The 16,891-nt window shown below is 41.8% G+C and carries 17 protein-coding genes; 14 read left to right on the top strand and 3 right to left on the bottom strand.

The genetic code is table 11. The features are described from left to right. Nucleotides 1-114 precede the first annotated feature (114 nt). From C509_RS0108655 to C509_RS0108625, 6 genes are all read left to right on the top strand, one after another. Entirely contained in the window at nt 115-1,038 is a 924-nt protein-coding gene (locus C509_RS0108655; protein WP_018706530.1) for a DMT family transporter, read from the top strand. A gap of 452 nt (nt 1,039-1,490) precedes the next feature. After that, a complete protein-coding gene (locus C509_RS0108645) occupies nt 1,491-1,901 on the top strand; it encodes a hypothetical protein (protein WP_018706528.1) in 411 nt (136 codons plus the stop codon). 57 nt (nt 1,902-1,958) lie between these two features. Continuing rightward, nucleotides 1,959-3,062, top strand: coding sequence for a sensor histidine kinase (locus tag C509_RS23680; protein ID WP_018706527.1), 1,104 nt, complete (start codon nt 1,959-1,961; stop codon nt 3,060-3,062). Then, nucleotides 3,059-3,664 carry a response regulator transcription factor gene (locus tag C509_RS0108635; RefSeq protein WP_018706526.1) on the top strand — a complete coding sequence of 202 codons (606 nt, stop codon included), beginning with the start codon at nt 3,059-3,061 and terminating at the stop codon, nt 3,662-3,664. The genes C509_RS23680 and C509_RS0108635 overlap by 4 nt, the downstream gene beginning before the upstream one ends. Before the next feature lie 187 nt (nt 3,665-3,851). After that, on the top strand, nt 3,852-4,766 hold the full coding sequence (locus C509_RS0108630) for an ABC transporter ATP-binding protein (RefSeq protein ID WP_018706525.1): 915 nt from the start codon (nt 3,852-3,854) through the stop codon (nt 4,764-4,766). Continuing rightward, nucleotides 4,763-5,503 (top strand): ABC transporter permease, encoded by a 741-nt coding sequence (locus C509_RS0108625; RefSeq protein WP_018706524.1) that lies wholly within the window; start codon nt 4,763-4,765, stop codon nt 5,501-5,503. Before C509_RS0108630 ends, C509_RS0108625 begins: the two co-directional genes overlap by 4 nt. A gap of 362 nt (nt 5,504-5,865) precedes the next feature. Here C509_RS0108625 and C509_RS0108620 read toward each other — a convergent pair whose 3' ends face one another. Both C509_RS0108620 and C509_RS0108610 read right to left on the bottom strand, forming a co-directional pair. Beyond that, nucleotides 5,866-6,729 carry an EamA family transporter gene (locus C509_RS0108620; RefSeq protein ID WP_018706523.1) on the bottom strand — a complete coding sequence of 288 codons (864 nt, stop codon included), beginning with the start codon at nt 6,727-6,729 and terminating at the stop codon, nt 5,866-5,868. Between the two features lie 315 nt (nt 6,730-7,044). Beyond that, the gene (locus C509_RS0108610) at nt 7,045-7,887 is read right to left on the bottom strand and encodes a YitT family protein (RefSeq protein ID WP_051088676.1); all 843 of its coding nucleotides are present in this window, start codon (nt 7,885-7,887) and stop codon (nt 7,045-7,047) included. A gap of 407 nt (nt 7,888-8,294) precedes the next feature. Here C509_RS0108610 and C509_RS0108605 point away from each other — a divergent pair, with 407 nt between their 5' ends. From C509_RS0108605 to C509_RS0108595, 3 genes are all read left to right on the top strand, one after another. Continuing rightward, nucleotides 8,295-8,861, top strand: a complete 567-nt coding sequence (locus C509_RS0108605; protein ID WP_018706520.1) for a hypothetical protein — start codon at nt 8,295-8,297, stop codon at nt 8,859-8,861. Nucleotides 8,862-9,070: 209 nt separating this feature from the next. Further along, nucleotides 9,071-9,781, top strand: a complete 711-nt coding sequence (locus tag C509_RS0108600; protein WP_018706519.1) for a YfjL-like protein — start codon at nt 9,071-9,073, stop codon at nt 9,779-9,781. Nucleotides 9,782-9,835: 54 nt separating this feature from the next. After that, complete coding sequence (locus tag C509_RS0108595; protein ID WP_018706518.1) at nt 9,836-10,738, top strand: DUF4349 domain-containing protein; 903 nt, start codon at nt 9,836-9,838, stop codon at nt 10,736-10,738. A gap of 587 nt (nt 10,739-11,325) precedes the next feature. On the opposite strand, the gene C509_RS23675 is transcribed toward C509_RS0108595, so the two are convergent. Then, nucleotides 11,326-12,252, bottom strand: coding sequence for a DUF1259 domain-containing protein (locus tag C509_RS23675; protein WP_245542454.1), 927 nt, complete (start codon nt 12,250-12,252; stop codon nt 11,326-11,328). 211 nt (nt 12,253-12,463) lie between these two features. Here C509_RS23675 and C509_RS0108585 point away from each other — a divergent pair, with 211 nt between their 5' ends. From C509_RS0108585 to C509_RS0108565, 5 genes are all read left to right on the top strand, one after another. Then, a complete protein-coding gene (locus C509_RS0108585; RefSeq protein WP_018706516.1) occupies nt 12,464-12,916 on the top strand; it encodes a hypothetical protein in 453 nt (150 codons plus the stop codon). A gap of 115 nt (nt 12,917-13,031) precedes the next feature. Next, complete coding sequence (locus C509_RS0108580; RefSeq protein WP_018706515.1) at nt 13,032-13,619, top strand: glycerol-3-phosphate responsive antiterminator; 588 nt, start codon at nt 13,032-13,034, stop codon at nt 13,617-13,619. Between the two features lie 224 nt (nt 13,620-13,843). Beyond that, on the top strand, nt 13,844-15,184 hold the full coding sequence (locus C509_RS0108575; protein WP_018706514.1) for an ABC transporter substrate-binding protein: 1,341 nt from the start codon (nt 13,844-13,846) through the stop codon (nt 15,182-15,184). Nucleotides 15,185-15,223: 39 nt separating this feature from the next. Next, nucleotides 15,224-16,090 carry a carbohydrate ABC transporter permease gene (locus tag C509_RS0108570; protein ID WP_425423159.1) on the top strand — a complete coding sequence of 289 codons (867 nt, stop codon included), beginning with the start codon at nt 15,224-15,226 and terminating at the stop codon, nt 16,088-16,090. Between the two features lie 12 nt (nt 16,091-16,102). After that, nucleotides 16,103-16,888 (top strand): carbohydrate ABC transporter permease, encoded by a 786-nt coding sequence (locus C509_RS0108565; protein ID WP_018706512.1) that lies wholly within the window; start codon nt 16,103-16,105, stop codon nt 16,886-16,888. The last annotated feature ends 3 nt before the right edge of the window (nt 16,889-16,891 follow it).

Genomic DNA, 16,891 nt, shown 5'->3' with positions numbered 1-16,891 from the left:
CATCGATTCCTCCTATTCAAGAAGATTGTAACACGATCTAATCTAATCTGTTCTATCTTTTTCCATCTGTTCTATCGTCTTTCTTTTAGGATAGAAAAAGAGGAGGAGTTTTACATGATTATGATTAATTATTTCTTCATGTGTTTGATTTTTGGAACAACATTCTTAGCGATTAAAATGGGTGTTGATGCAGGTGGGCCTCCATTTTTATCAGCTGGTCTTCGTTTTTTCATAGCTGGTTTGCTGCTGTTTAGTTTAATGGTTTGGAGAGAAAAAACGGCAATACGGTTATTATTTAGGAAGGAGATGTTTTTTTCAGGAGTAGGTTTAACCTTTGGGACATTTGCCACATTGTACTGGGCAGAACAGTATGTGACATCAGGGATTGCAGCTGTCTTATCTGCCACGGGTCCGATGATGATCTTACTTATTCAGACATTCATAATGAAACAAAAAGGAAATCGGACATCATTCATTGGTTGTGTCGTCGGAGTCATAGGTGTCACATTTTTGATCTTACCTAGTTTTTCAATTGAGATTAGTCCTTTATGGATGCTTGGTTGTTTCGCTATTATAATGGGTGAAGTTTTTTACGCAGCTGGGACGATTTATACGAAGCATGTCATCCGAAAATTTGATAAGACTTCACCGATTGCTTTAAATGCAGCGCAAATGATGCATGGTGGGATTTTATTAATCATTTCATCATTTTTTACCGAGAACATTCGGCTTGAATATCTTTTAAGCCCAGTTTCAATTGGCTCACTTCTTTATTTAACTATTTTTGGCTCAATGATCGGCCATAGCATTTATTATTGGCTTGTCTCACGGACAAATCCTATTTTTCCTTCTACATGGCTGTATATCTCACCATTAATCGCCGTTATATTAGGTGTGATCTTTTATCATGAATATATTTCTTGGATAACAGGCATAGGTACTTTGACGATTATTGTTGGGACGGTTTTAGTCAATTTCGATACATTACGGAAGCTGCTTTGGGGGAAGGGGGCTGTTCTTCAGGATGTTAAAAATTAACCTGCTAAATGTTGTTCAAGTAAATGAATGACTAATTTTTATCAAACTCTATGATTCTAACTTCTTGAAATGAAATAAGATAGCAGATTATTCAACAGTCTGGCGCGATTGTTGTACCAATTTATGCCGGAATAGGGCCAGATCGTATTATAAGGTCAATCAGAATTTTATTTTCTGGTTGGCCATTTTTATTGCTTTTACAGAGGAAGCCTGAGGGGAACGAAGGGCTAGTGGGACTACAATTGATTCCATCCACAAAAATGTTTCCCCTCTACTAAAGGGGTAAAGGTGGCATCCGTAGATTTTGCCGCTATTTTTCCTAAAAAGTCCTCCCAAAAACCTTCAAAAAAAATGATATTTATCATTTTAAAAAAGTGATATACATAACTACCGGACTCCGCCGGCTTTTCGATATGCTTTTAATACAATAAATCAAGGAGGCACAAGTAATAATGAGAAAAGGTTTATTAGTCGGTTTATATGCGGGAGTTATTTCAGGAGCTGCCGGTGTTGCCACGGCTTACCTGTTAGGTGCTGTAACTGGCCTGTGGTTTTCCCAGTTAAATTGGATCTCCATTGCTGTTGCTTCGATCATCGCAAATATCGCCGGGGCAATGATTTTCGTAAAGTGGCTTCAAAAAACTGCAAGACCTTCAGTTTATTATGTTCTTCTGACCGGAGGTGTCACTCTGTTGTCGTCGCTCAATGTTTTGGCTAATCCCCCTGCAGATAAATTCGGAGTTATTGCACAGCCGGTGCATGTGGTGGTCTTCTTACTTTCGATCTGGTTGGTTCCGATGTGGCTGAAACGAAGGAAGCAAACTCAAGTTTCTGGAACCTCGATAACAAATAATAAAGGTTAAGGTCACTGGCTCAAAACCATATGGTATGATAAACCAAAATGAAAAAGGGGGTTAAAAATGGCTCGCATCAGACTCCCGTGGGAAACGATGATGTTGCTTCCCCCGTTGATTTCTATGATTATTTTTCCGCAACAGACGGGGTACAACTATCTTTTGTTTTTTATAATCGCAACGGCTCATTTTATCAGCATTATGAATGCGAAACACCGAACTTTTTTCATCATTGTTCAAATAGTCGCGGTTGCTTTATGGGGTGCCTTCATCTCCCCATGGGAATTAAGCTTCGGCTTTTATCCTGCTTTGGTGATTGGCAAGTACCCATCCTACCGCAAAATTACTGGGATGACTGTACTCATGGCTGTGCTTTTTGCCGGGTCGGCCGGGTTCTATTTCTTGCGAGAGTCGAATTCATTGTACCTTGGTTGGTATTCGATTCTTTTCATTCTTTTCTTGTTGCCCTATATGGTGAGAATGATCCGGAAATCACATGAAATAAAATTGAGGTTACAACATGCCAATGATGAAATTTCCCGACTGATTAAAAATGAAGAGCGCCAGCGGATTGCCCGTGATCTTCATGATACGTTGGGTCATACCCTATCTCTGATTACGTTGAAAGGTGAATTGGTGGAGCGGTTGATTCCCCGGAATCCCGACCAAGCCTCAAAAGAAGCGCGTGAGGTCCAGAATATTTCAAGGTCTGTTTTATTGCAGGTGCGGGAACTGATCAGTGATATGCAGTCCATCGATCTCGACGAAGAGTGCCAGCGGGCGGCCCAAATTTGCGAGTCAGCCGGGATTTCATTCAAATTGGAACGCAATGATGAACTTGGTGGGGGCCCGCCGATTATTCGAAATATCCTGAGCCTGTGTCTTCGTGAATGTGTCACCAATGTTGTGAAACACAGCGGCGCGCGCACTTGCGCAATCCGACTTGAAGAAGAACCCGGGAGATACATTCTACAGGTGAGGGATGATGGCGTTGGCATTGTGAAGGAAAATCACGACCGGTTCGGCAGCGGCCTGTTGGGTATGAAAGAACGGTTATTGCTTATCGAGGGAAAACTTGAAATGACAATCGGGGGAACAAAAGGAACAAAAATCACGATTATCGTGCCGAAAGTCAAGAAACCGGCGATCACGAAGGAGGGAATCCAATGAGAATTGTCATTGCGGAAGATCAGGGAATGCTACGTGGCGCGGTCAGCCAGTTGCTTGCCCTGGAAGAAGATATTGAAATGGTCGGGGAAGCCGAGAATGGTAAACAGGCTCTCCGGCTGATACGGGAAAAAAACGCCGATATTGCCGTTCTTGATATTGAGATGCCACTGTTAAGCGGACTGGAGGTAGCGGAAAAGTTGAGAGATGAAGGCAGTAAATGCCGGGTCGCCATCGTAACTACCTTCGCTCGAAGCGGGTACTTGCAACGTGCAGTGAAGGCAGATGTAATGGGTTATTTGTTAAAGGATACACCTGTTTCTGAATTGGCGGAAGCGCTGCGGAAAATTAACGCTGGCCAGCGTGTCTTCAGCCCACATCTGACTTTTTCCATGATGGAGGAAATCAATCCACTCACGAAACGAGAATCAGAGATATTGTTGCACCTAAGGAAGGGGGATTCCGTCAAAGAAATCAGTAAGGCTCTATTTATCTCCCCAGCTACGATCCGCAACTATATCTCCGAAATTATTCAGAAGCTGGAAGCCAGAAACCGGATGGATGCCGTTGCCATTGCCGAAAACAAAGGGTGGCTGCCGGAATAACCTTTTTGTAAAACAAAACCGATTTTATAAGGTAAAAAGGGTAATAAATTCATTTCACCCACGAGTTTATGCAAATCTGTCATCTGACTACTGATCTCTTAAAGACGAATAGCTTTTTTTCTTATGATTGACGCAAGACTGAAGAGCAAAAATCGATTCATTTTTTATGAGAGAAGGAGAAAAAAAGATGAAACATGTCATTGAAGTTGAAAGCTTGACCAAAAAGTACGGGGAAACTCGAGCCGTACAGGGGGGGTCGTTTGCAGTCGAAAGAGGCGAAATTTTCGGTATTATCGGTCCGAACGGAGCCGGTAAGACCACAACTATCGAGATTCTGGAAGGATTGCGAAAAAGAGATTCCGGAAACGTGCACGTACTCGGCCATGACCCCGGCAAGGAATCTGACCGCTATCAATTAAATAAAAAAATCGGGGTGCAGTTCCAGTCTACATCCATACAGGAGTTAATGAAAGTCAAGGAAGCGCTAAATCTGTTTGCCTCTTTTTATGACACACATCATGTCCTGGTGGACATCATTGAACAGTTGCATTTGAAAGACAAACTCAATTCTTATTTCAAGGATCTTTCAGGTGGCTGGAAACAACGTGTAACTCTCGCTTTATCCGTTTTGCATCAACCCGAAATCGTATTTTTGGATGAACCGAGCATGGGGCTCGATCCGCAGGCACGCCGCGAGTTGTGGGAAGTCATCCATACCCTGAAGGAACAAGGAAGCACCATCCTTGTCACGACGCATTATATGGAAGAAGCCGAAAAGCTGTGTGATCGAGTGGCGATGGTGTACGAAGGTAGAATTCGGGCACTTGGAAAACCGAATGTGTTGCTCGAGGATCTCGCGACAAACTACCTGGCATTTGAGAGTGCTGATATTAATCCAGATGTTTTGACCGCCCTCCCCAGTGTGATTCATGTGGAGAAATCCGGGGATCGGGTGAGAATTCAAACAGAGGACCTCCAGCGTTCCGCCTACCTGGTTTTAAAAGAATGTGAAGAACGCGATTGGAAAGTGACCGCATTCCGTTTCGAGCGAGGCACTCTGGATGATTTGTTTGTCCACCTGTTAAAGGAGCGATCAACATGAATAAAATTGTGAAACTGTCGGTAATGGAAACAAAGTTGTTTTTTCGAGAAAAAATGGCCGTTTTCTGGACCTTTTTGTTTCCGGTTCTGATGATCTGGTTATTCGGGGCAATGTTCGGAAGCGTAAAAATCGGTGGGATGACTTACAGCAATGCTTACATCCCCTCCTGGATTGCCGTGAATATCTTGAGTACTGCATTTTTCGGAATCGGAACGGTGATGGCCAATTATCGTGAAAAAGGCATTTTGCGACGCTATCAGGTCACACCCATGCGGTCCTGGATGGTGTTAATGGCGCAAACCGTGCAGGGAACCGTCATTTTTACCATCAGCGCCGTAATTATTCTCATTTTTGGATTCCTTGTGTTCGACTTACAAGTACCGAAATATTTGGGAAGTACCTTGTTGGCTATCCTATTAAGCCTGGTCGCCTTCTTCCCGTTCGGACTGTTGATCAATTCAATTGCCAAAAACGTTCGGACTGCCTCAGCCATCAGTTCACTTGCCTTGAATTTGATGATTTTTCTATCGGGAGCCACCTTTCCGATTGAATGGATGCCACAAGTATTACGTGTTATCGCCCACATCCTTCCGCTATATTACGTTATTCATTTAATAAGGCAGACTTGGAATTTTACACCGATTTGGGAGAATGGCGTGGATGTCGTGGTCCTCATTGGTGTCGCCATCGTGTCGATCATTTTGTCCTCACGGTTTTTCCGCTGGAGCGGGGAATAAGATGATCATGTTTGAGAAGTTTTTATAAAAATTCGTTTTTTTTGGTTTTGTAACGGACAGTAAAGTCGTGGATTCGGGTACGTTATTACTCATGTTTCCATAAATGTTTTTATCAGGAGCGATTGTACCGATCAATCATTCGACCGGAATGTAAATACCTTATTGCTGAAACTACAGGTATCTCTCCTTCAACGAGAAGCAACTACCTTTTATTATTATTGTCAAGTTATAGCCTCCATCTAAAAATAAGATTAAATAAACAAATGAAAGTAGTATATATACAACAGAGGATAGTTAGTTATCATATTAACCCAACTATCCTCTGTATATTTAATTTACTCCCTTGGGGTCAGATCCCTTACTCATTTACTAAGAGCAACAGATATGATACCGATGACCATGATCGCAGCAGCGGCCGGTCTTCGTAAACCGATTCCTTCAGTAAGCATTCTGGCCCCCATTACCGTGCCGATTAAAATACTGATTTCACGAACAGGAGCCACGTGGCTCACGGGTGTAAATTGCATTGTCATCAATACGAGAATATAAGCCAGCGGACTTAGAATTCCTACCCCAATGGCTTTCTTTTTGTTCATTTCCCACTCATTCTTCACCTTTTCCCTATTCTTCAAAGCCAAAGGACTCATGAGCAGAAACTGGCCCAAGATGGAACCATAGTTTAACAGTAATGGAGACATGAGCAAAACACTGACCGCACCTTTATCCAAAAGAGTGTAGAAGGAAATCAGCAAACCTGTCAACAATCCGTAGAAAACCGCCTTTCCGTTATTCGGCTGCTTAAAGCGACGAAGGTCGCCCGTCAAAATGAAAATGCTGAAAACGATAAAGCTGATGCCGATGATCCCGATAATTGACAGCTTTTCTTCATAGAGAAAAAAAGCCGCTCCTGCTATAAGGATGGGAGCAGATCCACGAGCTAATGGGTAAACGATGGAAAGATCTCCTACTTTATATCCCTTTTGCAGCGTCAAAGCGTAAACCATGTGTATAATGGCACTCCCCAATATAAAAGCAAATTCCATCCAGCCAAATTGAACTTCGCCTATAAAAAAGAAACCGATAACAAAAGGGAGATAAATAATGGTACTCACAGCCATATAAAGCCAAACGAAGATAAATCCACCCTCCGATTGTTTAGCTAAATAATTCCATGTGGCATGCATGAAAGCTGAAATAAGAATTGTTATAAATGCTAATAATGACAATTCAAAAACCTCGCTTTCGTCAGGAGTTTTCGGCAGGGATTTTTTTGAGTAATTTCATGGTACCAAGTTCTATATGATACGTCTATGAAAGGGAAGGGAAAGAATGGACGGGGAACAAGATAATCAGCCAAGTGTTAAGATCATATATTCAGTTGACGCGGTATCGAGTCAAACGGTGTCCGAGGATGGAAACGCAGATGAGTTCATGAGATACATGTAAATACTTTATTTTCAAAAGAGCATCAGAAGCTCCTATTTAGTCTTGAGAGCTTCTGATCCGAAAGACAATTCATCTGAAACAAGACTGATCTTTTTTCACTTTGCAGTTTCATGGAATTTGGATGTGGAAAATCCTCTTCCAAGGATTTCGGATGCGTTGAGGAAGACGACAAAGGAAGAGGGTTCCAGTTCCTGCAGTACTTTTTTCAAATAAACGGCTTCCTGCTGTTCGACAACGCATAATATCATTGTTTTTTCTTGGTTGGAGAAACCGCCGATGGAACGGATTTTTGTCAGTCCCCGATCAATTTCTTCCTTGATAATGGTTTGGATTCGTTCTTCCTGCTCAGTGATAATGAGTACAAGCTTTGATGGTGAGGTTTGCAGCTGGACAAAGTCAATCACTTTGCTCGTCACATAAATGGCCATCATCGCATATAGAGCAAGTTCAAAGTTAAAGATGAACGCGGAACTTACGACAACCAATCCATCAACAATTAGCTGTGAGTAGCCGCTGGACAGGCCTGTATACTTTTTAACAATTTGTGCAACAGTCGCCAGCCCTCCAGTAGATCCTTTTCCCCTGTAAACAATTCCTAGACCAATTCCTAGGAGAATCCCCCCATAAATGGCTGCCAGCAAAGGGTTATCAATTGAAAAAGGAATGTCTGCACTTAGCCAAATGGTGAACGGGACAAAGAAGGTTCCGACCAGTGTCTTAAAGCTGAAATCCTTGCCTAGAACCAAAAAACCAACAATAAAGACCGGAATATTAATGAGCCATTGAACATAGGCAGGGTTATATTGATACAATTCATAAAGAATTGTACTGATGCCGGAAACTCCGCCTGCTGCCAGCCTAGCCGGCAAAAGAAAAATATTGTATGACAAACCGACCAACGCGGCTCCTAAAATAATGTAGAGATATTCTATAAACAGTTTGGTATGGGGTGTTTGCTTCGGAATTTTTCATTCAGTCCTTTCTTTTCAAAATACCATTGCCATCTTAACATAGAATGGAGGAAAACAAGAAAGTTTGAAATGGTTTAGAGTGGGGGGGGACTTTACACACTTTTTACTGAATTTTTTACAAGATGGAGTTGATGGGTTATGCTCTAATTTGGAAAGTTCGTCTTTAATAATCCGGAAGGAAAAGGTAAAAAGACTACTTCAAATACTTTAATTTCTTGGTTTTAAACAAATAGGAAGAGCAAAGTAAAAAAATACCTAAACAAGCTTAGCTTGTAGAGAGAAAGTGGTATTTTCTCGACAGGCTTTTTGGGCATCCCTGAAGATACACTCTTCCGGAAGCGGCTTACATCAAAAATAGAAGGTGGAAGAATAACATGAAATATTTTGCATTCATACTTCTTGGCGTACTTGTCATGCTAACAGCAGCGTGCAGCTCAAAAACAGATCCCCCTGCTTCAGTAAAAGAGACTACTGAGGTTGAAAAAGGATCAAGTTCTAAGAAAGAAGAGGAAACCGAACAGGAGAAGGAAGATGGGATGATTTCAGAAGATAGTAAGAAAGAAACAAATAAATCAGATGAGAACAGTGAAAATCAAGATGATGAAGCCTATATTCATCCGGAGTTGGCAAATAATGCAAAGTACATTGAAGTGATGAATGGCATTCATGAAAAACCAAATCAGTTGGCTGTAACAAAAGAAGAGCAATTTGCTGCAGTAACAAAATTATTTTTATTGAACCCGGAGGTGTTGGATGTTAAGTCCAGGGGGCTTGCTCTGAGTGACGCTCAATTAGGAGATGGGACAAAATTGATTTATTTAGCAGCTGTCGGGGAAGGAATGGGAGCCTTTTACTTTTACCATCCGGGTATGGATGAAATAGCAACTGAAACAAATGCAGAAGAAGTATTTGGTGAATCTCCTGAAGTCATATATGAATGATCATTGTAAAATTCTTCAATTTGTTGGATAGGGACTTTCCCGAGTGCCTGTCCTTTTTTATATAAAATTCCCAATTTTTAAACGAACTGTCTTATATTATTGACGGACAACGTGGTAAAAACTTGCTGTTGTATGTTGGGAAGAAATACTGTTTTTTGGTATTTTCCTATATACTTTAGAAAAAGAATAATAGTTAAAAGGGGAATGATATGAAGGTTGGAAAATGGATACTAATTGTTTCGTTTGCGGTCATAGTTGTGTCTATCGCTGCTTGGGTTGTCATCGCTTTTTACGGCCTCCCCTGGAAGGAAAAGGCAGTAGATGCGAAACTGGAAAAATATCTGGAGGAAAAATATGAACAGGATTTTACCCTGAAAGAGTCTTTTTACAATTTTAAGGCTGGAAGTTATGGTGGGCAATTTTATCCTGTCTCGGATCCGGAATTAGAATTTTACGCAGAGGAAGGCTTTGCAGAGTATACATATGTTGATACATATCCTGAAGTTTTGTGGGCCCGCCAATTGAAGGAGGCGGTACAGCCGATTGCAAAGGAAATATATCCTGCAGCATCGATTGATACGAATTATACTACGTATGAAAGCCTGGATATTGTAAAAGGACCTAAAATTCCTCCTTTCCATGAAGTTAACGTCATGCTTGGAGTCCATTTGGAAATGGAGGAGGCTTTTTTGGATTCTAAAGAGGAATGGAAGCAGCTAGTCTCTCTGATTGAAAAAGTACAAGGTTTTTCATCTGCTATTGATGTTTCGTTCAATTTTGCCGATAAGGAAAAAAATATCGAAACCTTCATCACTTGCCCACCAAAGACAGAGGCTGAAATCAAATCTGTCCGGCAAGCCAAGAAATTCTGTTCTGTAAGTAAATATGATATGGAGACGGATATGGCTTTGGACGAATAAATCTGTAATTTTTTTTATGTTGAACCGTCTAATTTAGAAAGGAGGATTAATGGAATGAAAAAGGGATACTTGTACAGACTGCTCACTTCTCTTCTGATCATATTTTTAGTGTCGTGCAGCTCTAACGACACTGAGGAATCCAAGTCAACCACCGAAATGGCCCAAATGGATAAGTCTTCCGGGTCGAATGAGATTGCAGTTATTGATAAGGAAGAGCAGCCTGCTGATGAAGCGACGGTGGATGAACAGATTAAAGAGAGTGACCGCATGATCATTCACCGAGCAAACATGGAAGTCCAGGTGAAGAGCCTTGAAAAAGCCCAGCAAAATATCGAGAAGAAAGTTAAAAAATATGGCGGCTATGTTGTTGAGTCCAATGAATATCGGGATGAAAATCATCTGATGAGCGGACATTCAATTGTCCGGATTCCAGAAAAACACTTCCTGGCTTTTCTTGAGGATGCGGAAAACACTGCAACAGAAGTTTTGGGCAGAAATGTTTCGGGACAGGACGTGACAGAAGAATATGTTGATTTGGAGTCCCGTTTGAAATCGAAGCGAGCGGTGGAGGAAAGGCTCCTTGGTTTTATGAAGGAGGCCCAAAAGACAGAGGATTTGCTGAAAATATCGAAGGATTTGTCGAAAGTGCAGGAGGAAATCGAGGTCCTTGTCGGCAAGATGAAGTACCTTGAAAATCAGACGGCTTATTCGACAGTGGAAATATATATGCGGGAAAGTAAAGTCGTTGTTCCGGGAGTGGGCGACAACAATTTAGATACATGGGAAAAAACAAAGAAACAGTTGGCTGTCAGTCTGAACTTTCTGCTTTCCGCAGCATCAGGGTTGGTTGTGCTGGTTATAGGTAATTTGCCAATCATTCTTCTTTTCGTGTTGCTTGGAGCGGGGATTTATTACTTTATTAAAAGAAGGAAAAGGCCACCAAGGTCAAGGGAATGATGTCTTAAATGATCATAATGTATAAAAAAGAACAAGGATATGACTTCATAAAAGGGTGGCAGCGGTCGCTTACTCATAAGAAGTAGGTGGCGCTTATTGCTCTAACAATGACTGTCCGGCTTCCTTACGTCAAAAGTATTTCCGTGCGGTAAAAGCCTTGCCTCCTCGGGCTTGTCGGGGTTAAATGGGTGCTTTCACTAATCGCCAAGGTTGTATGAAGTGGTTATAAAAAAACTCTCCTATTCTATAACCAATGAGGAGAGTCATGCTTCTATTTTGGTTTGCTGCACTTCATGGAGTCCAGCACATATTGCCGGGATGCCAATTGCCGCTGGCGTCCCTATTTATTTTTGAAATTAATTGTATTCGTACCGGTTAGGTTTTAAAATAACCAGTCATGAATACAAAGCTTGGAGATTGACCCTTTCCCCTTTTTTTCATTTTGTATTCAATGATCATTTCTGCCAATAATAGAATTTTCCCATGTGGGCTAATTCGTATTAAATTCCCCGATTTCCTCTCCCGGCAACAAAATGAGTCTAAAAACAAAATCCTCTTTTCTCAATCATAAAGATCTAAAAAATTGGTCAACTTTTATATTTATGAAAAGATGATCTGCTTCTGACCCTTACAGGCCGGTTCGTCAGTACACTTAATGCATCACGGGTCTTTCTTGCAAAATTCAGCGGCCGGTCGATTGAAACCCAGTGCATATACATGAGGCGTGGATGATCAAATAACCAATGGTTGTGAATAGCTGTTACAATAATTCCATGCTCGCGAAGTTTGCTGATGAACGGATTGATCTCTTCCTGTAAAATGACAGTTTCCCCGCTGCAGAGTGCCCGCCCGTCTGCCGACATTGATTCAAAAGTAAACATCTGCGGGATCAGCAGGAATGAACGTCCCTGTTTTCCAAGAACAACCGGCCTGATATTATGGCGTGACCTCATTACGATGCATTGCCCATCTTCAAAAGTATGCATTTCTCCATTAAGAATACGGCTGAACTGATCACATAGGCTGCTGTTAGACTGTCTTTCCTTATTGATCTTAACACTTTGGTCTTCGCTTTCCTGATGATGTGAACTTGATTCCACATGGATTTGTCGTGTGGTCAACACCCGCATGGCATCCCTAACCTTTCGTGCGAAGATAAGTGGCTCTTCGATGGATTCGAAATGCATATACATCAGGCGGGGTTTATCGAAAAGCCAATGATTGTGAACTGCTGTGACAATAATGCCATGTTCTCGAAGCTTGCTCATAAACGGATTGATTTCCTCTTGAAGAATTACCGTTTCACCAAGGCACAAGGCTTTTCCACCTCTGCCGACATTCTCAAATGAAAAAGCCTGGGGAACAAACATAAAGGATTCCGCCGGTCTGCCAAGTACGACAGGATGAAGATTGGTTCTCGACCGAGTTGCTGTACATACGCCATTTACAATACTGGGAGTGGAGCCAAGTATTTTTGCAAATTCTTTGCAAAGTCTGGATGGATCCGTGCCCATTTTTTTCACAACTAAATCCCTCCGATGATTGATAGTAATTTACCTATGTTAAGGTATGCCCCCCAGGATGTTTGGAAAGGGAAAAAGACCCATTCTTTGCAAAATAGGTATAGCTGTTTAGTGAAACTAGCTAAAGGATGAATCTTATGAAAGTAGGATGATAAAATGATTCTGAATACCTCTTATTAAGGGGGGAGTAAGGGGGAGGCTCATGATTATCATCGAACAAGACCCACGGGGCACTGTATACGAGCAGCTGATAGATCTGGCATTTGAAATATGCGATGAATTCCACTTGGTTGTCAGGAAAGACTTGGGTTCCACAAGAAAGTTCGCCCCTTTGTTAAAGGAGCTGGAAAACTCCCTAAAAGTGGTGAAGAAAACGAATGAATGGACAGGCACAATGTTGGGAGGAGGGCAAAAAGCGAAGGTTTATTATTATCATGCGGATAGTCACGCAAAGAAGATTGTAAAAAGGGCGGCCAGTTCCCTCTATTCGTGGCTGCAGCCCGACCTGCCGGAGGATTTGTCTTTTCTTAAAAAGGGAGAGCCATGGCTTGTAAATATCGCCCATGAGGAAGAAAGTTATATTATGACAGAAAGTAATTATTGGATTGGCAAAATAATGCAGATAGAGGGATTGGACATAACAATTGAGTCCTGAAGAAGGCGATTTTTGACGTCTTCTTTTTTGAATGCCAAGTGAATGAAGAAGCCTATTGGGTTACACTAGATTAAAGAAGCGAATTGATCAAGTAGACAAGAGGTGCAGCACAAATATGATGAAAGTTTTTGAAGCAAGATTGAAGAAGCACAAGTTGATTGCTGCCATTAAAGAGCCTAAATCGATTGAAAGGGCAATCAAGTATAAAGATCATATATCAGCTGTGATCTTGATGACTGGGAATATTTTAAATGTGAAACAGTATGTGGATGTGCTCCAAAGCGAGGGGCTTCCGGTCATTATGCATGTGGAGAAGATAGGCGGTCTGCAGGTGGACCAGTATGGGATTGATTTTATTGCTGACTATATCAAACCGTTTGCGATTGTCACTACGAAATCCAGCATCATTAAACGGGCAAAATCCAAGGGGATGTTTGTTATTCAAAGGGTGTTTCTGATCGATACAGAGGTATATGACCATCTGCTTGAGAGCTTGGACCACCTGCAGGCTGACATTGTTGAAATTATGCCAAGCAGGGCTCCCGATTTCTTGGAAAAACTGTCTGAGGTTTCCCATGTCCCTGTTATAACCGGTGGCTTGCTGGCAACCGCCGAGCATGCAAAAGAAGCGTTGGAACGTGGAGCTGCAGCTGTGACTACCTCGAATACAAAGCTCTGGAAATTGGATTTCAATCATCTTTAAGGAATCTTTACATTCAATTAATAGGAACTAAATAATAGATCGGTATATTAATAATTGAAAAGTACATAGCAAACAGGCGCGATGAGAGAGGCCGCAAATATCTGTTGATGAAAAACAGTATATTTGTGGTCTTTTTATGGTGGAAAAGGAGGTGAAATCGGGATTAAGAAATGCTGTAAAGATGAAACAGAAACAATATCTCAATAAGAAAGAGGTTGAAATGAATGAGGAAAACACCTATATTCCTGGCACTCCTATTATTTGTTTTTACCCTATTAAGCGCGTGTGGCAGCAATTCTTCCAATTCGGGCGCAGACAACAATTCAAGTGATGGCAAATCCGGAAAATCCAATGAGGAGACCATTGACCTAACCTGGTATTATCCGGTGAATGTCGGCGGCGAAATTACTAAAGTGATCGATGGATATGCTGAAGAATTCAACAAAGAAGGAATTGAAGTAGATGGAAAAAAAGTCACTGTCACTCCTGTATATAGCGGTAACTATGATGAGTCTATGACTAAGGTTCAGACGGCAGTGAAAAACGGAAAATCTCCGGATATGGCCGTACTTCTTTCTGTGGATCTATTTCAGTTGAAAGAGGCCATTCTTCCTCTGGATGACATGATTGAAAAGGATCCGGAAGTCAAACAAATGATGGATGATTTCTTTCCTGGTTTCATGCTGAACTCACAGGCAGAAGGGAAAACATGGTCTGTCCCGTTCCAACGGAGCACCGTTTTGCTTTATTACAACAAGGATCTATTCAAGGAAGCAGGTCTGGACCCTGAAAAAGCCCCTGAGAATTGGGATGAAGTTGTCGGCTACGGTAAGAAGCTGGCTAAAGACGGAAAATGGGGTATTGAGCTGCCTGCTACAATCAGTGGTTACTGGATCTACCAGGCATTGGCCCTGCAAGCCGGTGAAGGGAACTTGATGAGTGATGACGGAAAAGAAGTTTATTTTGATTCAGATGCAGCCAAACAAGCACTTCAATACTGGGTTGACTTGTCCCAAAAACACAAAGTGATGCCGGAGGGAGTTCTGGACTGGAATACAGTTCCTGCTGATTTCATCGAAGGAAAGACGGCTATGATGTTATCAACTACAGGGAACCTGACGAATGTTAAAAATAACGCTGACTTTGAATTCGGCGTGGCCTATTTGCCGGAAAATGAGCGTGCAGCCACTCCGACAGGTGGAGGAAACTTCTACATTTTCAAGGATATTTCCGAAGAGAGACAGCTCGCTTCAATGGAATTTATCAAATGGATTACGGATACTGAGCGTGCGGCTCAATGGAGCATTGATACAGGGTATATTGCGACCCGTCAATCAAGCTATGAAACTCCTGAGTTAAAAGAGTACACGGATTCATTTCCACAGGCATTGACTGCGATGCAGCAATTGGAAAATTCCCATAAAGAAATTTCCGTTTACGAGCAAGGCAAAATCATCAAGATTTTATCTGATGCCATCCAGGCGGCAATTGACGGTGCGGACGTAGACAAAACGCTTGAAAAAGCCCAAAAAGAGGCTGATGCGCTGTTAAAGCCATATAAGTAATTGTTAGATGAGGTGAAGGAATTGGGAAAAATCAATCAAATGAAAGAAAATGCAGCAGCCTGGCTTTTCCTCTTTCCGTCCCTCATTTTCCTCGTCATGTTTACGCTGTATCCGATAATCAAGACATTGATCATGAGCTTGTTTCAATCGGACTTATCAACGGCAGATCCGGTATACATCGGTTCGGGCAATTTTAAAATGATGTGGGAAGATGAGGTATTTCGGAAGGCTTTTATAAACAATTTACTATTCGCGTTGGGGACAGTCCCGACGAGCGTCTTGATCGGGATGGGGCTTGCTGTGCTAGTTAACCGGACGATGGCAGGTAGTGGTCTGGCACGGACGTTCTTCTTTTATCCGGTAGTCATTCCGATGGTAACCGCTGCATTTATCTGGCTGTTCTTTTATACACCCGAGTACGGAATGATCAACAGCCTGTTCAAGTTTTTTGGTGCAGGGGAAATGAACCTTCTGGGAAATTCAAATACGGCTCTTATTGCCATTATGGTGATGGTGATTTGGAAGGAAGCAGGATTCTTTATGATTTTTTATCTGGCCGCCCTTCAAAATATTCCGAAGGAATTACTCGAAGCTTCCTATATGGATGGGGCTTCCAAGTGGATTCAATTCAGAAAAATCATCTTTCCACTGCTCATGCCGACAACCTTGTTCTCATTTGTCATTGCAACTACAAATGCGTTTAAAACCGTGGATCAGCTTGTCGTTATGACACAAGGTGGGCCTAACAACGCTAGTAATCTTCTTCTTTATTACATTTATGAAAGTACATTTCGTTTCTTGGATTACGGAAAAGCATCGGCAGCGACAGTGGTTGTACTGATTCTGATGCTTGTGATTGCCTCCATTCAGTTCTTTGGGGCAGATCGGAAAATTCATTATAGTTAAGGTGGTGTTAAGTTGAATCGCCTCATTAGTATTTCTACTTATGTTTTAGCTCTGCTTTGGGCACTTCCGCTTTTTGGAATCATATACATGGCTTTTAAAGATACAAAAGCACCAGGGTATTCACTTACGTTCGACAATTTTAACGAGGCTTGGAATACAGCTCCTTTCGGTCAATATTATATCAATACACTTTTGATTGTGATTGTGATTCTTGCTGTGCAGCTTGTCACGATGACACTGGCGGCCTATGCGTTTGCCCGGATGAATTTTATCGGCCAGGGAATTGTGTTTCTTCTTTATCTTGTACAAATCATGATTCCTATTGAGTTGTTAATTTTTCCGAACTCAAACACGATTGCCCAATTGGAAATATATGATACGAAACTTGCCATCATGGCACCGTATTTCATTTCCGCTTTCGGGATCTTTCTCCTAAGACAGACATTTAAAGGAATCCCGTATGAACTGGAAGAAGCTGCAAAAATGGAGGGCTGTAATCGACTTCAGACGATCTGGCATGTATATGTTCCATTGGCGAAACCAACATACATTGCCTTTGGACTTATATCTGTATGCCATCAATGGAGCAATTTTTTATGGCCTCTGATCATCACTGACTCCGATGAGAATCGTCCACTGACTGTTGGACTTTCCATGTTTGCCAAAGCGTCCGATTCCGGCGCGCAATGGGGAGTTGTTGGTGCAGCAACTTTGTTCGTCGCCTTGCCGCTATTAATGGCCTTCTTCATTTTTCAGAAGCAATTCATTTCAAGCTTCATGCATTCGGGAATCAAATGAACA

The sequence above is a fragment of the Siminovitchia fordii DSM 16014 = CIP 108821 genome, from assembly GCF_000374565.1.
GTDB classification, from domain to species: domain Bacteria; phylum Bacillota; class Bacilli; order Bacillales; family Bacillaceae_C; genus Siminovitchia; species Siminovitchia fordii.
This window is presented reverse-complemented; position numbering and strand designations above follow the sequence as displayed.

Excerpts from the sequence above, each read along its gene's own strand:
- C509_RS0108655 (WP_018706530.1), top strand. The coding sequence starts at position 115 with ATGATTATGATTAATTATTTCTTCATGTGTTTGATTTTTGGAACAACA.
- C509_RS0108625 (WP_018706524.1), top strand. The coding sequence starts at position 4,763 with ATGAATAAAATTGTGAAACTGTCGGTAATGGAAACAAAGTTGTTTTTT.
- C509_RS23675 (WP_245542454.1), bottom strand. The coding sequence starts at position 12,252 with ATGGGCACGGATCCATCCAGACTTTGCAAAGAATTTGCAAAAATACTT.
- C509_RS0108605 (WP_018706520.1), top strand. The coding sequence starts at position 8,295 with ATGAAATATTTTGCATTCATACTTCTTGGCGTACTTGTCATGCTAACA.
- C509_RS0108630 (WP_018706525.1), top strand. The coding sequence starts at position 3,852 with ATGAAACATGTCATTGAAGTTGAAAGCTTGACCAAAAAGTACGGGGAA.
- C509_RS0108585 (WP_018706516.1), top strand. The coding sequence starts at position 12,464 with ATGATTATCATCGAACAAGACCCACGGGGCACTGTATACGAGCAGCTG.
- C509_RS0108575 (WP_018706514.1), top strand. The coding sequence starts at position 13,844 with ATGAGGAAAACACCTATATTCCTGGCACTCCTATTATTTGTTTTTACC.
- C509_RS0108570 (WP_425423159.1), top strand. The coding sequence starts at position 15,224 with ATGAAAGAAAATGCAGCAGCCTGGCTTTTCCTCTTTCCGTCCCTCATT.
- C509_RS0108580 (WP_018706515.1), top strand. The coding sequence starts at position 13,032 with ATGATGAAAGTTTTTGAAGCAAGATTGAAGAAGCACAAGTTGATTGCT.
- C509_RS0108645 (WP_018706528.1), top strand. The coding sequence starts at position 1,491 with ATGAGAAAAGGTTTATTAGTCGGTTTATATGCGGGAGTTATTTCAGGA.
- C509_RS0108600 (WP_018706519.1), top strand. The coding sequence starts at position 9,071 with ATGAAGGTTGGAAAATGGATACTAATTGTTTCGTTTGCGGTCATAGTT.
- C509_RS0108595 (WP_018706518.1), top strand. The coding sequence starts at position 9,836 with ATGAAAAAGGGATACTTGTACAGACTGCTCACTTCTCTTCTGATCATA.
- C509_RS0108635 (WP_018706526.1), top strand. The coding sequence starts at position 3,059 with ATGAGAATTGTCATTGCGGAAGATCAGGGAATGCTACGTGGCGCGGTC.
- C509_RS23680 (WP_018706527.1), top strand. The coding sequence starts at position 1,959 with ATGGCTCGCATCAGACTCCCGTGGGAAACGATGATGTTGCTTCCCCCG.